15 protein-coding genes and 4 pseudogenes are annotated in these 14010 nt (G+C 31.5%); 4 read left to right on the top strand and 15 right to left on the bottom strand.

All coding sequences use genetic code 11. From position 1 onward, the window contains the following. Position 1: 1 nt before the first annotated feature. Positions 2-964, bottom strand: a complete 963-nt coding sequence (locus NHG49_RS13860) for an MBL fold metallo-hydrolase (protein WP_098101559.1) — start codon at positions 962-964, stop codon at positions 2-4. A 296-nt stretch (positions 965-1260) separates the two neighbouring features. Between NHG49_RS13860 and NHG49_RS13865 the strand changes: the two are divergent. After that, a pseudogene (locus tag NHG49_RS13865) lies at positions 1261-1853 on the top strand (hypothetical protein). Positions 1854-2005: 152 nt separating this feature from the next. Beyond that, positions 2006-2401 carry a RidA family protein gene (locus NHG49_RS13870; protein ID WP_064475408.1) on the top strand — a complete coding sequence of 132 codons (396 nt, stop codon included), beginning with the start codon at positions 2006-2008 and terminating at the stop codon, positions 2399-2401. 723 nt (positions 2402-3124) lie between these two features. Here the strand turns inward: NHG49_RS13870 and NHG49_RS13875 are convergent. The 6 genes and pseudogenes from NHG49_RS13875 to NHG49_RS13900 all read right to left on the bottom strand — a co-directional run bounded on the left by NHG49_RS13875 (position 3125) and on the right by NHG49_RS13900 (position 7546). Next, positions 3125-3940: a YwqG family protein gene (locus NHG49_RS13875; RefSeq protein WP_098103123.1), complete on the bottom strand. Its 816-nt coding sequence runs from the start codon at positions 3938-3940 to the stop codon at positions 3125-3127. 78 nt (positions 3941-4018) lie between these two features. Beyond that, complete coding sequence (locus NHG49_RS13880) at positions 4019-4426, bottom strand: DnaJ family domain-containing protein (protein WP_098625473.1); 408 nt, start codon at positions 4424-4426, stop codon at positions 4019-4021. A gap of 21 nt (positions 4427-4447) precedes the next feature. Next, positions 4448-5639 (bottom strand): annotated as a pseudogene (locus tag NHG49_RS13885) (alpha/beta hydrolase). 79 nt (positions 5640-5718) lie between these two features. Further along, a complete protein-coding gene (locus NHG49_RS13890) occupies positions 5719-6072 on the bottom strand; it encodes a hypothetical protein (RefSeq protein ID WP_098103124.1) in 354 nt (117 codons plus the stop codon). 238 nt (positions 6073-6310) lie between these two features. After that, a complete protein-coding gene (locus NHG49_RS13895) occupies positions 6311-6682 on the bottom strand; it encodes a YxiJ-like family protein (RefSeq protein WP_098103125.1) in 372 nt (123 codons plus the stop codon). A 12-nt stretch (positions 6683-6694) separates the two neighbouring features. After that, positions 6695-7546, bottom strand: a complete 852-nt coding sequence (locus NHG49_RS13900; protein ID WP_098103126.1) for a patatin-like phospholipase family protein — start codon at positions 7544-7546, stop codon at positions 6695-6697. Between the two features lie 179 nt (positions 7547-7725). On the opposite strand from NHG49_RS13900, the gene NHG49_RS13905 reads away from it, so the two are divergent. After that, the gene (locus NHG49_RS13905) at positions 7726-8103 is read left to right on the top strand and encodes a PH domain-containing protein (protein ID WP_002032364.1); all 378 of its coding nucleotides are present in this window, start codon (positions 7726-7728) and stop codon (positions 8101-8103) included. A 121-nt stretch (positions 8104-8224) separates the two neighbouring features. Here NHG49_RS13905 and NHG49_RS13910 read toward each other — a convergent pair. The 5 genes and pseudogenes from NHG49_RS13910 to NHG49_RS13930 all read right to left on the bottom strand — a co-directional run. Continuing rightward, positions 8225-8698, bottom strand: a pseudogene (locus NHG49_RS13910) (GNAT family N-acetyltransferase); the annotation flags it as partial. Between the two features lies 1 nt (position 8699). Next, complete coding sequence (locus tag NHG49_RS13915) at positions 8700-9221, bottom strand: YfiT family bacillithiol transferase (RefSeq protein WP_064475413.1); 522 nt, start codon at positions 9219-9221, stop codon at positions 8700-8702. Positions 9222-9238: 17 nt separating this feature from the next. Beyond that, positions 9239-9766, bottom strand: a complete 528-nt coding sequence (locus NHG49_RS13920; protein WP_098103128.1) for a GNAT family N-acetyltransferase — start codon at positions 9764-9766, stop codon at positions 9239-9241. 44 nt (positions 9767-9810) lie between these two features. Beyond that, positions 9811-11140: pseudogene (locus NHG49_RS13925) on the bottom strand (FAD-dependent oxidoreductase). A gap of 62 nt (positions 11141-11202) precedes the next feature. Further along, positions 11203-11982, bottom strand: a complete 780-nt coding sequence (locus NHG49_RS13930; RefSeq protein WP_088046686.1) for an undecaprenyl-diphosphate phosphatase — start codon at positions 11980-11982, stop codon at positions 11203-11205. 132 nt (positions 11983-12114) lie between these two features. On the opposite strand from NHG49_RS13930, the gene NHG49_RS13935 reads away from it, so the two are divergent. Beyond that, positions 12115-12321: a hypothetical protein gene (locus tag NHG49_RS13935; RefSeq protein ID WP_098103131.1), complete on the top strand. Its 207-nt coding sequence runs from the start codon at positions 12115-12117 to the stop codon at positions 12319-12321. Between the two features lie 53 nt (positions 12322-12374). Here NHG49_RS13935 and NHG49_RS13940 read toward each other — a convergent pair whose 3' ends face one another. The 3 genes from NHG49_RS13940 to NHG49_RS13950 form a co-directional block, all read right to left on the bottom strand. Continuing rightward, positions 12375-12755: a nucleotide excision repair endonuclease gene (locus tag NHG49_RS13940; RefSeq protein ID WP_001048941.1), complete on the bottom strand. Its 381-nt coding sequence runs from the start codon at positions 12753-12755 to the stop codon at positions 12375-12377. Between the two features lie 77 nt (positions 12756-12832). Then, entirely contained in the window at positions 12833-13396 is a 564-nt protein-coding gene (locus NHG49_RS13945) for a GNAT family N-acetyltransferase (protein ID WP_258126148.1), read from the bottom strand. 39 nt (positions 13397-13435) lie between these two features. Beyond that, on the bottom strand, positions 13436-14008 hold the full coding sequence (locus NHG49_RS13950) for a hypothetical protein (protein ID WP_064475419.1): 573 nt from the start codon (positions 14006-14008) through the stop codon (positions 13436-13438). Positions 14009-14010: the final 2 nt, after the last annotated feature.

The raw sequence follows: 14010 nt of genomic DNA on the forward strand, positions 1-14010 counted from the left end.
ATTAAATTTCTCTCCACCAGGCTGATGACGGATAGTCTGTAGATTTTAACGTAGTCGATTCACCAATTTGCGGCGTTGCGATTTTAACTCCTAAACGTTGTGCTTCATTCGTAACTCGTTCAATCGGATCACTCCATTCATGTAATGCTAATGTAAAAGCACCCCAATGAATCGGAAGAAGTAATTCTCCTTTTACATCAATATGAGCTTGTACCGTTTCTTCAGGCAACATATGAATCGCAGGCCATCTCGGATCATATTGCCCGCATTCCATCAATGTAAGATCAAATGGACCGTATTTATCACCAATTTCCTTAAAGTGAGGAGCATAGCCGCTATCACCACTAAAGAAAACCTTAGTCTCTTGACCAAGAATAAGCCATGAACACCATAACGAACAATCTCTATCTGTCATACTTCGTCCTGAGAAATGCCTTGCAGGTGCACAAACTAATTTTATATTATCAAACGCAATTTCGTCCCACCAATTATGCTCACTAATTTTACTAGGTGAAACGCCCCATTTCATTAAATATTGCGCAACTCCAGTTGGAACATAAAAATGTTTTGCACGATCTTTTAACTGCATAATACTCTTGTAATTCAAATGGTCATAGTGATTATGTGAAATGATAATCGCATCAATTTCTTGAAGCTCTTCACGTTCTAAAGAAAAAACACCACTATAACGTTTACTATTAAACAGAGGAAATGGGGAAGAGGCATCTCCAAACATCGGGTCTAATAACAATGTTTTACCTTCTATTTTTAAAAGAGAAGCAGAGTGCCCAAACCATGTCAGACTCTCTAAAGATTCATTATTTTTATTCGATAAAACAGTAGGTAAATTCTTTACAGGACGCAGCTTTGTTTTCATTTTAAAGTAATCCGTCATTAAACCTATAATATCTTTCGGTTTAAAACTTACATCAGTATGAATTTGATTTATATATTTCTTTTTCATTCGTTCTCCTTTTTACGTTTAACAATATACGTATGTTGTTATTGTAGCTAATTGTAGTTTAAACGAAATCATTTTACCTTTCATCTTTAATGCAGTACATTTCATAAATTTGTAAAATTCATTATTCTTATATATAAAATACAAATCATATAGCAGCAGATAAAACCAATATAAAGTAAATGTAAATTGTTTTAATTTAGTAAATACCTTCTTATACGCAACGAAGAACATACGTTTCATTGTATGTTATAGAAGTAAATACGCCTTTAAATAATAAAAGGAAGGAGAATTAATAAATGCAAGTAAATAGAAAAAAGTACTCAAAATGTAAACTATCAAAATCTGAAATAACGCAGCTATATGCAGAAGGGAAGAGCACCTCAGAAATCGCTACACTTGCTAATGTTTCTGCTAGGTATATTCGTATGGTGTTAACAGAGAATAACGTTCCAAGTCGCACTATAGGGAGTTGGAAGAGAAAGTATGACATAACAGAAGATTATTTTAAAACGTGGTCAAATAACACAGCTTATATTTTAGGGTTTATAGCAGCAGATGGTATCATACAGAAAGAAAATCAATACAACTATTTTCAAATTGGATTTATAAAGACAAAGATATTTATTTGCATAGAAAATATGAAGTGTTTCAGAAAGAAAGTCTAAGTTTAGACCAAGTACAAGATCGAAAACTAAAACAAACTCAAACTGCCGTTAAACAAAGAAAACAAAATTTCCTTAAAGAATATGTGAAAAATAAATGCAATGCTACAACTTGTTCAAATTTAGAAATAAGCGAATCGACTTTTAAACGTTGGTTAAAAAATGATAATCAATTTAAAAGAGAGTATGAAGAGATTAATTTGACAAGTTCCACTAGCGATAACTAAATATAAAACTCTAGAAAACCTTAGTATAGGTATGAAGATAGCTATACTAAGGTTTTTAATTTGAAATCATTAAAGGATTCTTAGTTTTATTTATGGAACATAATAAATACATGGATTTTACAATTAATTTACTAAAAAAGGAGAGAGACACCATGCAAAAGAAATTTATCAATCCAGAAACGATGCCACCAACTTTTGGATACTCGCATGTAGTCGAAATTAGTAACGCAAAACGAACAATTTACATATCTGGGCAAGTAGCAATAAATACTGATGGTCAAATAGTTGGTGTTGGTGATTTAGCTACACAAACGCAACAAGTATTCGAAAATATTAAAAGTGCATTAGAAACTTCGGAATTACAATTTAATGATGTAGTAAAATTAACATTTTTCTTAACAGATATTTCTCAAATGGCCATTGTTAGAGATATACGAGATCAATACATAGATACTAAAAATCCACCAGCAAGTTCAGCTGTAGAAGTTAGAAAGTTAATTACCGATAACTTATTAATTGAAATTGAAGCAATTGCTGTAGCAAACTAATTTTAAAAACTTATTATTAATAATTTATCCATGCAATTCGTTTAATGCGTTCATTTAAAACGAATTGCATTTTTTATTGTCTTAAATCTAATTTATACCTGAAGACATTATCATCAAGAACTTATAAAACAAATAACTAAACAATCCATCACACAGAATGATTTAAAAGAAAAAGGGGAGGCTAACCACTAAAACTAACTTATAATAAGTTTATTACTTTTTACTAGTTAACATAATATATATTATAGGCAGTTATAGAAATAAAGCAATCTCAGGTATCAAAAACCAAGTAAACTATACTTAATGAGACGAAACGGAGATTTTTAGTGAAATTTAAATAAAATCGTATCTAAACGAATTTCTACAGTTTTTATCAATCTTTTTGTTATAAATCCATCACATCAAATTCAAATCAATAATCCATTAAGATTTAACGAATTAAAATCATTTTTGATCGGCAAGAAATTCTCATGTAAAAAATTATTTCTATACAAAATATAAATTAGTAATTTTATTTTATGTTTTACTTAATGAATTTATATTGCTATTTACACACGTTTTATAACTTTACTTTATTTGTTGTTATTTCTGTTATTTACGCTTGACTTTCCTTACACTCATTGTTCATTATTCTAGTTAACATAACGTTTATTTTTAACATAAAAAAATCTCCCTCACCTTTAGGAAGATTTTTTAGCTTGCTAGTATTTCATTTATATATTTTTAATAACAATCCCAATTGTAAATAATATTGGAAAAATCTAGATTTAATAAATCATCTTTCTTAATAAAGAAATTAGCAACACCAGAATCTCCCCACATAATATTTAATGAATCGTCTGTATCGATTTGCAATAATAATATATTATGTTGCTGGTATTTTTCTTCCCATTCCCTTGGATCTGTCTGTGTGAAAAATGGATAACCACCAACTTTATGCCCTTGATCTTCACATAAATCATCATACAGTTCGCCTAATTCTGTATTATTTTCTTCATCAACAATTTCTTCCCAATCAATTTCCTCGCTAAACATCTTTTCAAATCGATAATCCCTTGGTGTTACGGGTTGATAACCTAATTCAAACTTTAATTTTGCTGCTTCAGGTATGATAAAGTCCTCTAATTCAAAAGTATTTAAATAACTAAAATCAGTAATAACCTTATTCAAATCTTCTATAATTGTAGAATGATAAATAATTCGAAAGTCTTTTTGGGTTGTTGGATGGTCAAAATCTGCTCCGTAAAGTTCATCTTCAGCACTTACGAAAAACTGTAACATTCCCTTTTGAGGCATATATAAAACATGCGGCATTTCTTCAAAGTTTAACTGCGCAAGTAACATCATAGGTTGTCCATTTGAATCTTTAGGATGCTCTTGATCTATAGGTAAATACGGATAACCACCAAACTTACTCTCAAAAAGCGTTGTCTCTGCTTTCGCTCCAGACACTTTAATATACGGCTTCACACTTTCTTCTAAAATACTACGATACTGCTCTAGTTCTTTCGGAATTTGAAGTTGATACGTATTCTTCATTACATTTGCCTCCCTTTAATAATGAATTGAAAATGCCTTACTTAATTATATAGCAAGAGATAGCTGCATTGAAAATCGTTAAATATCAGTTTTCATCCTCGTTTTTTGCGCACTTGGTGGACAAAGTAAATTATGTTCTAAAACTTTTTTATTAATAGTTCGAATTAAATTAGCTGCTTCTGCAGTATTTGTATTTTCTTGTAGTCTCTCTTTTAAATCATCAATTTCTTTTGAAAGCTCAATCCACCTAGGTAAAACATGATTATTCTTTAGCGTTCTATACAGTTGCTTTTCAGGATTGTAAGAAAGATCATTATCAAGATTAAGAGGCTTCCCTTTACCGGGTAAATTATCAAAAGACCCTTTCTTTTCTGCTTCTTTAACGATAGAACTAATATGATCCTCATACGTAAAGGACCAAACCTTCTCATCTTTTACTAATATCTCTTGCTTTTTTAGTTTTTTATCTAGTTCTTCTTGATTCATAGACTCTCTCTCCTTTTTAATTTAGAGTGTCGTTTTTGTAAGTTTTAATGCTTTCAATCCATCAAACAACTTTTCTCGCCACCAAACACCGTCATGTCCGCCTTGAAACTCTTCATAAGTAATTTGGTATCCTTTTCCTTTTAAAGCTTTATACAGGCGTCTATTAGCTGTTAAAAGAGGTTTGTTTTCAAGTTCTCCTGCTGCAATATAAAAATGAGGTTGAATCGCATTTAAATCTATAGATGAAATTTGATTTTCAATCCAAGGAATTTGATTTTCATAACCATCCTTTTTCCAATGCACGGATCCAGACATTGACAACACGTTTCCGAAAACATGTGGATTTTGAAGCGCTGCATAAAACGCTGCTATGCCACCAAGACTGAAACCAGCAATTGTTGTATGATTCTTTTCTTGATATACGTGATACCTAGCTTTAATCCACAGAAGTAGTTCCTCCGTTAAAAATGTATTCATTTTATCGTTATAAGTTAGCTCTTCTAGTCGATCAACAGAATCAATTGCAACAGCAATACAAGATGGGATTTCTTTTTCGTATATTAAATAATTGAGTGTTCTTGCGATTGAAAGGTTATGAATGAATGAATTCCCATCAAACACAATGAGAAGTTCTTGAAGATGTGAAGTGTGAGAATAGTCATGAGGCGTATAAATATGAATTTTACGTGTGTTATTTAAAATCGTACTATGAAAAGAATATGTTTCAATTTTTCCGGATGGATAATGGTTTGAAGGAAAACGACTGCTATACTGTATTTCCATCCCTATGTTTAACACAGACGCTTTATTGGCACCGTCTTCAAATGTATTTCCATTAAATTTGTCTAGTTCGTACTGTTCACTACGCTTTATCCAATCATTTTCAAAAAAATCGTTTACTGAAAAATAATAAGTTGAAATAAAACTCTTATCTGTCCTAAACGTTTTATACCATATATCTGTCTGTAACAATCGTTTTAATTGATTTACAGACAGATCCCAACCAGGAAAACTACCGAATACATAAACATTTTCAGTTTTTTGGTCTCCATATATACGTTATAAGCTTATACTTATTATCTACAGGACATTGTTCTATTAGTGGTGTATTATTCGACTTTATTTCATGTAATAAAGTATAAAAAGCTGTCTCATTTCCATTCTTTAATTGATTATTAAGCTCCTCTAACTTAGGACTAATTATTGAAGTCACCCATCTTCCTCCTTTGTATTTCTTTTCACTAGATTGTTTTTATAAAAATTAGGATTAGGATGTTATGTATTTAGATGAGTTATTTATTAGAAAGTTTATCAATTGCCTGAATAGAAAGTTCCAATGCTTTTATCCGTCTTGTTAAAAGCGTTTTTTGAGGACTTCCAGCTTTAAACTTATCATAGGCCCTCTCAATGGATGGAAGCAAACCAGCAAGGACATTACGAGCTTCTGCTAACTCTTCTTGACTATACTGGTGCCAAACGTTTTCTAGTACTGCTAACCCTACGCAAACTGCTTTAAGTCGTTTTTTTACTAATGTAGTATTTGCACCTTTTTGATTCATTTGTGATAGCGCATTTTCAAGTTTACGAATAGTCGATTGTAAAGATTTTATTGATTCCAATTTATCTATATTTGATACGTTTTCCATTTTACTGTTGTTCCTCCCGTTTTAATTTCACTCGAAATATTTTAACATAAATAACAAACTTTATTCGAGTTGGACAATGCATTAAAGGAAAACAGTCGTTAAACGCCTCTCCCTCCCTTATATCTTTCTATATGTACTTCTTTCTTCGTATTAGAATCCCTATATAAATAATGGATAAATATTGTATTTTTTATGAACAAAAAAACGCACAAGCAGCATAACTTGTACGTTTTTATTTTTATTCAGTAAGATAATACAGTATTAGTTTCCGGGCCTTCTCATAATTCATGAAATCTCTATACAAAATGGGATACTTCACAATTTCTGTTTCTATAAAACGATATTGCGGAAACCATTCAAAAAACGATTTCTTTAGCCACTTTATTTGATCAAACACAATCTCCTTTTCGTTGTTATTAAGTATGTAACTTAAAGTACCTGCTGTATGCATCCAATAATAATTTAAATCAGCGCTTATGCAATCATCTTCTGTAAACATATTATTAAAATCTTTTCGTATTTTTCGAAGGTCACAATTCGGAAACGGTTTAAGCAGCGGACTATGCATTTTCTGCAATTCATTAAAAATAACCTTTTTACCTAATAGCAACTTTCCACCCCTTTATTTCTCAATCCAATTTAATAATTTTTCATAATGATATTGAGCATCTGTATAGCCGAGATTATATAGGTTAACAAGTTTCTCTTTATTTCTTTCTATTCCGCTTATAGGAAGCTGTGCGCTTGGCTGAATTACATAAAAATTATCTTTGTGTTCGTTGTGATTCATATAAGATACAGTTTCATTATAAAAACGATAATGTTCTACTAAATGCTCTGCGATTTTTGGATATCTTCTATATAAAATTTTAGCTAGTCCAGAAAATTTATTACGCTGCTTCTCGTATCCTTCTGGCTTTGTCATTATAACAACGTTTTTTAAATAACCATCATTTTGCGCTTTAAAAACTGGAATAGGATCTATAATCCCTCCATCTAACAATTTTCGATTATCATATTCCACAACAGGTGCTATAAACGGCACAGAGCTTGATGCACGAATAATTTTTAAAATATCATTTCCATGTTCTGTTTTATTATAATAAACTGCCTGTCCTGATTCACAATCAGTCGTTCCGATTACAAACTGTTCATTTGAATTTAGGAATGTTTGAAAATCAAACGGTACAATTTTGTTTGGTACTTCATCAAATAAAAAATCCATTCCAAATAATTCACGTTTTTGAATTAAGTTTCGATAAGATATATACCTGTGATCTGCTACTAGCTCTGTATTCACTTTTTTATTTCTTCCTTTTTGACGTGACAAATATGTTGCTCCCATACACGCTCCGGCGGATACACCGACTACATACGGAAAGAATAAGTCCCTTTCCATAAAATATTCGAGTACTCCTGCAGTATATAATCCTTTCATTCCGCCGCCTTCTAATACTAAACCGATATTTTTCATGCTATATCCCTCTACTTCTGTTTTCTTAATTATATGTTAGCACAAGATTTTAGGATGAGGTTATATAAAATGGTTGCAATAATAACAAAAAACTATTGAAGCAATGTCATAATCTATTAGCCATTCGCATGGTACAATATAAGAAACTCATTCCACATATTATAAAGGAGGAATTTTATATGGGTTTATTTAGTGGTATTTTAGGAAATGCATCAAGTGCGAGTACAGAAAGCGTTGAACGTGATTTAGAAAAGATTATGCTAGACGATGAGAAAGTTGAGCATGCTTATAAATTAATTCGTGATTTAATCGTATTTACAAATCGTCGTCTTATTTTAGTAGATAAACAAGGAATATCAGGTAAAAAAACAGAGTATCATTCTATTCCTTATAAAAGCATTACACAATTCAGCATTGAAACAGCCGGGCATTTTGATTTAGATGCTGAGCTTAAAATTTGGGTATCTAGTTTAAGTACGCCAATTACGAAAGAATTTAAAGGTGACGATAGTGTTTTAAGCATTCAAAAAGCGTTAGTAACATATACGACGAAATAACGCCTTTTAGTATGTTTATTCATTTTTTAAATTACTAACCCGAGTATTTTGGAAGAATATGCATTAGTTTTGTATATTTATTCTCAAATTGCATAAAAAGGTAAAGCTTATTTTAAATGCTTTACCTTTCTTTTTTGTAATAAATAAGTGTAGTTTTATCATTTAATTTCTTTATTTCTTCCGTTCTTTTATACCCCATCTTTTCGTATAGAAAACAATTTCTTTCTTCTTCTAAAATCGTAGCAAGTTCAAAGCTCCGTGTTTCTGGAAACATCTCTTCAATTAAAATAAGTACCTTCTGAGCGATTCCTTTCCCTTGATAGTTTGGATGAATAAACATTGGACTGATCCAAAATTTATAAGGTATTTCTTTTTGGGATATACAAATCGCTCCAACAAGTTTCGAATGTATTATCATCTTATAAAAATTACTGCTGGGATTATTTATTCTTAAAATAGTTTTTTCAATAGATTCATTTGCTGGATTTGTTTCATAGTCTTTATATTTATTTAATAAAGGACTAAATGAGTCTATTTGCATTTGAAATAAAACTGCTGCATCATTTTCTGTCGCTTTCTCTAATGTAATCTCCATGTTACCAATTTAGTCGCTTTCTTAATGAAGTTATATGCGCTGTATGATGACGTCCGTGCCATGCATAGAGTCCAATTGCAGCAGCAAGTTTTGTTTCACCAGTTTCCGGATGATTAAATGTCTTTTCTAGATGTTGTAGTTCTAGAGAATATAATAGGTTAACCCATCTTTTATGTAACGAATCTAACATTACTAGTGAAACGTCTACTGGTAATTTAGAATCAGGTAGTTCGGCCCACTTCTCTTCTTTATATGGTTTAATAGTTGGATTCTTTTCTGTTAGTGCTAATTTAAAGCGTATGTAGCTATTCATATGGCTATCAACAACGTGATGGACTACTTGACGAACTGTCCATCCACCAACTCGATACGGTGTGTCTAACTGCTTCTGATCTAAATCTTTAATTGCTTTTGCTAGTTCATTAGGTAAATCTTCAATTTCTTGAATCCATGTATCAATCATTTCTTCAGTTATAGGACGTTTGTATGTAAATTGCCCAATTGGATAACGTAAATCATTCATGTATAAGTCCCCCCTTATTATAAGCGTGAAGTATTTCTCCATATATAATGTACAAACTTCACATGTTCCCCGTTTAATTCTACAGATGTTGTATCTGCTTCGTTATGATAAGAAGAAAATCCGCTTTTTTCTAGTACAATTTGTGATGCGAGATTATTAATAGTTGTTTTAGCATGAATCTCATAAATTTCATTATTTTTCGCTACGTCTAAAACTAATTTTACAGCTGCTGTTGCAACTCCTTTTTTAGTAAACTTTTCTCCGACTCGATAACCTAACGAACTGCTCCGGAATTCCATATCTATATCTACTAAATTTATTCGTCCTACAATTTCTTTTTCTTCATTACGAATTAAATAAAAATAAGAATCTCCATCCGCTTGTTCTATTAATAAATCGTCTAATAGCTTTTGAAAATATTCAAAATCAAAATATTGCGAGCCACGATTTGGTACCATTGTTTCAAAAAAAGATTTATTCGTAAGTTCAAACGTAAATAAATCCTTCGCATCGTGTTTCTTTAATTGTTCTATGTATATTTTCATCTCGCTTACTCCTTCTATATATACTAACTGTTATATATTCTTTTTTAATCGATTATTTTCCTGCTATTTTTACGCTTCAGTAACACAGCAAGTAGTACTTTCGGATGAAATAGATGCAATGGACTACGAATTAAATTCATCACTCTTATTAATCGAATATAAACGTCAGAGTCAGTTGCAGATAGTTGATATATTTGTTTCGTATACCATAGCTGAAATTTTTGCTTTATCGTTAATTCTCTTTTTAGCTGAGGATGACGTGATATTTCCGTTGTAGTCATTTCCCAAGGGGTTTGTATGATATGAGCAGTCTCTTTATAAAACTGCTTTATCAAGCTTTTGTTTCCTTTGTAAAAGTAACTGCAATTGGTGAGCTTCTATAGCTGCAACTGAAACACCTTGCCCAAAAACAGGATCGAAACGACAATGTGCATCCCCAACTACTAACAATCTTTCGGGTAGATGATTCACTAAATCAAATCGCCTACGTACTTGATATGGAATTTTGTACGTTTTGATATTTGAAATTGCCTCAGCTTTATTTAGAAAATCTGTCACATTAGAAATTGATAAGTTTTCAGCAAAATCATAAAATCCATCATCTGTTTGTGGTGCTTTCTCATTTGCATATCCGCTGAAAGTAACAAAATAACGATTATCCTCAATCGTTTGAATAAGTACGCCATACGGATTGTCAGGGAAGCTTGGAGACATTAGCATATTACAGCAGTCTAATTTCTCATTTTCTTTAAGTTTAAACATTCTAGTTGCGTAAAATAAATCAATACGCACTTTCTCTTCTTGCACTTCAATATTGTATTCACGTAACCAAGCTATACTTTTTGAACCGAATCCACTCGCATCAACAACAATATCTGCTTGAATGTTTTCTTGTGTGCCAGTCTCTAAACATTTAGTTTTTACTGCACATACTTTGTTAAGCTTCCTATCTACTAATAACCCTTCAACTAATGTTCCAAATTTAATAGTAATATTTGAAATTTGATGTATTCGTTTTTGAATATGCCATTCAAGCAAATGCCTACTTTGTTGAATCATATGTACTTCTCCTGTGAATGGTTGTTTCCATAAACCAAATTGATGCCATTTTAAGTCACGAGTAAAGTTATTTATGATACTACCCGCTTCAATTAATTCATTAGTGATAGTAGGAAAGAATTCCTCAATCGCTTTTTCTCCACCTTTCAATAACACATGAGGATGATTACTTTGTGGAACTCTTTTTCTTGAAGACTTTCCATCCCAGCTTTCACCAGCTTCTATAATGATTACTTCTTTAAAAGTAGATGATAATGCTTTTGCTGCGAGTTTTCCTGCTATACTTCCTCCGATAACGATAGCCTTATTAAACATATTTGCCCCCTTAATGAAAAAAGACCCTGCCTTGTATGAATGAAACAGGATCTGTTACTAAATTAAAACACATGAGTATATTGCAACGTTAAAATTATAATGCCTAACCCCCATACGTAATACGCGAATACTTTTAATGAGTGACGTTTTAAATATTGAATCATCCATGAAACGGCTATGTAACCGAAAAACGCCGCTGATAACGTTCCGACAATTAAAGATGTACTAGAAATAGATTCTGCTTTCCCTTGATAAACATCTGCTAATTGCAAAATAATGGCTCCGACAATGGCTGGCGTTGATAATAAAAAAGAAAAGTAAGCAGCTGTTTCGCGGTCTAACTGCCTCCATAATGCAGCGACGATTGTCATACCAGAACGAGAAATCGCTGGGAAAATAGCAGCAGCTTGAAAGGAACCGATAATTAGTGCATCTTTATATGTAATGTCATCCATTTTTTTACGACCATTTTTTTGTCTATCTGCCATGTAGAGAAAGAACCCTGTCACTAAAAACTCCCAACCAATCGTAATACCTGTTTTTGAAATATCCTCAAAGAAGTCTTTAAATAACAATCCGATTACAACTGCGGGTATCGTCCCAACAATAAGTAGTAACATTAGTTTTGAAAATGGATTTTTAATTAAATATATAAATTCTTTTTTGTAATAAATAAACACTGCAAGTAAAGTCCCAATATGCAGCATCGTATCTAAAAACAATCCTGCTTCATCTAATTGAAACAAATGCCTTCCTAAATAAAGATGACCTGTACTACTTATCGGTAAAAACTCTGTTAAACCTTGTATGATCCCTAATATAAAAGCTTCTAACCAATTCATGATGGTCCCCTTTCTCGTTTGCTTGTACCAATATATGAAGGTTAAATTTTCGATATGAAAAAAACTATATTTCTCTATGAATTTACTTTCATTTTATGGATATATATGTAAAAAAGAGTGAGGAGGGTTACTATGTGGCAACATACGAAATTCGGTAATGTATTACTGTGGGCAGGACCTATCCTTGTGTTTATAGGGTTATGTATGACAAATGTTATTTCTGATATTCCATTCTTTGAGGGAAAACATAAATCAATTGGAATTGTACTTATATGTATAGGTGTATGCTGTTTTATTGTTGCTAATCATTTAAAAAAAGGAGAAAAATATGAGGAATAAATTTAAATAAAAAAACAATCCCAGTATATGCGCTAGGATTGTTTTTTTGTTACTTATTTATAGAACACTTTATCAACGTTATATTTTGCTTTGTATTCATTAATGATATATGTTTCGTAAATTTCTCTTTCTGTTGGATCTTCTACGATACATGCATCGATGCGGTATACTTCATCACGGTGATTTTTAATTGGTGAAACATTGTCTTCAAAATGCTTCTTAATACGTTGTCTAATTTTACGAGCTTTACCTACGAAAAGAAGTTCGTCATTAATATTGTAAAACATAAAAATGCCGCCTTTATCTCTAGGGAACAAGTGGAAATCGATAAAACCATTAATTGGAGTGATTATTGGCTCGTCTCCTTTAATAACTTGTTTACGTTCAGTAATTGAAACATCAGCTTCAGGAATATTAATTTTAATCAAGTTCATTCACGTCCTCTTTTATTATAAAGATAAATAATAGCATACATATGTAAGAAAAGCTACGTTCAGAGGCATATTTCATTTTATAATTCAAATATTAAAGGTGTATCATGTAAACTCTTCTTCCAAATCATATGATCACTTGATTCTCCCCAATAATCCTTCAGTACATAACAAGGTTCTCCAAACTTCTTCGTCCATATACTTTGTGCTTTTTTGTATCCACTATCTAAATAGTATTCAGTTATTCCTCTGCTAAGTAACGTAATATACATAGCATTTAGTAATAAATTACCTATGCCCTTTCGTTGATATTCATGTCGTACAAATACAGTTCCTATTTCATATAAATCTTTAAACACACCACCTGTACAACTATGAATCAATGTACTTGCTGGACCGATTTCAATTGTTCCAATGATTTTATCGTTACTTGTATCAATTGCTAATAAAAAGTAACGACTTTCTCCATTACTCTCCAAATCATTTTTCAAATACTGTTTTTTCGTGTTAATTTCATTTTCTATGTCATCTAATAACTGTGATAACCCTTCATATTTAAATGTATCAGTAATAACAAGACGAAAAAACATATTCAGTTCATCTACATCATCCGAATTTGGTCTTCTAATTTTAACGTTATACACGACGTGAATCTCCAATCTTTAAAAATATATAAGAAATTGTTAAGACCATACTTTATATACTCTATTCAACATTATTCTACAAATGCCTGCATAGATCCAACAGTATAGAAAGCTCAGAATACATATTGATAGAATAATTTTCATATCAAAAGTTGTATGAACAGTAGGACCTAATACAGGAAATCGAAACACATTAAGAACAATCATAATTCCAATAACAAGACATAACGCGGAAAAGGAAACAATCCAAATCCTTCTCTTGAATTGTATAAAGGATACTCCTAACGCTATACCTAATAAACCTGTAGTAAAAGGAAAGACAATTAGTTCGCTTGGCTCAATAATAAATAATAGGAGAATAGTAAGAATGTAAGAAAGTATTCCCGTGCGAGTAGAATAACAAATAGCGAAAAATATAGGCAACGTCGCAAAAGGACTAATAAATAAGCCGATACCAGGGATTAAGTTCCCGGCAGATTGAAAAATAGCAGCAAGTGAACCAAGTAACGCTGTAATGACTAACCTCTTTGCTGGCGTCACCTTTCTTTTATGAACAAAATTCGCATCATGCGCGATCATCAGTTGATACCAATAGTTGCTAAAGTGATTCATCA

This window comes from Bacillus sp. IBL03825 (assembly GCF_024712505.1).
Lineage (GTDB): Bacteria > Bacillota > Bacilli > Bacillales > Bacillaceae_G > Bacillus_A > Bacillus_A wiedmannii.

Coding starts and splice junctions, on each gene's coding strand:
- NHG49_RS13860 (WP_098101559.1), bottom strand. CDS start 964: ATGAAAAAGAAATATATAAATCAAATTCATACTGATGTAAGTTTTAAA.
- NHG49_RS13870 (WP_064475408.1), top strand. CDS start 2,006: ATGCAAAAGAAATTTATCAATCCAGAAACGATGCCACCAACTTTTGGA.
- NHG49_RS13875 (WP_098103123.1), bottom strand. CDS start 3,940: ATGAAGAATACGTATCAACTTCAAATTCCGAAAGAACTAGAGCAGTAT.
- NHG49_RS13880 (WP_098625473.1), bottom strand. CDS start 4,426: ATGAATCAAGAAGAACTAGATAAAAAACTAAAAAAGCAAGAGATATTA.
- NHG49_RS13890 (WP_098103124.1), bottom strand. CDS start 6,072: ATGGAAAACGTATCAAATATAGATAAATTGGAATCAATAAAATCTTTA.
- NHG49_RS13900 (WP_098103126.1), bottom strand. CDS start 7,546: ATGAAAAATATCGGTTTAGTATTAGAAGGCGGCGGAATGAAAGGATTA.
- NHG49_RS13905 (WP_002032364.1), top strand. CDS start 7,726: ATGGGTTTATTTAGTGGTATTTTAGGAAATGCATCAAGTGCGAGTACA.
- NHG49_RS13915 (WP_064475413.1), bottom strand. CDS start 9,221: ATGAATGATTTACGTTATCCAATTGGGCAATTTACATACAAACGTCCT.
- NHG49_RS13920 (WP_098103128.1), bottom strand. CDS start 9,766: ATGAAAATATACATAGAACAATTAAAGAAACACGATGCGAAGGATTTA.
- NHG49_RS13930 (WP_088046686.1), bottom strand. CDS start 11,982: ATGAATTGGTTAGAAGCTTTTATATTAGGGATCATACAAGGTTTAACA.
- NHG49_RS13935 (WP_098103131.1), top strand. CDS start 12,115: ATGTGGCAACATACGAAATTCGGTAATGTATTACTGTGGGCAGGACCT.
- NHG49_RS13940 (WP_001048941.1), bottom strand. CDS start 12,755: ATGAACTTGATTAAAATTAATATTCCTGAAGCTGATGTTTCAATTACT.
- NHG49_RS13950 (WP_064475419.1), bottom strand. CDS start 14,008: ATGAATCACTTTAGCAACTATTGGTATCAACTGATGATCGCGCATGAT.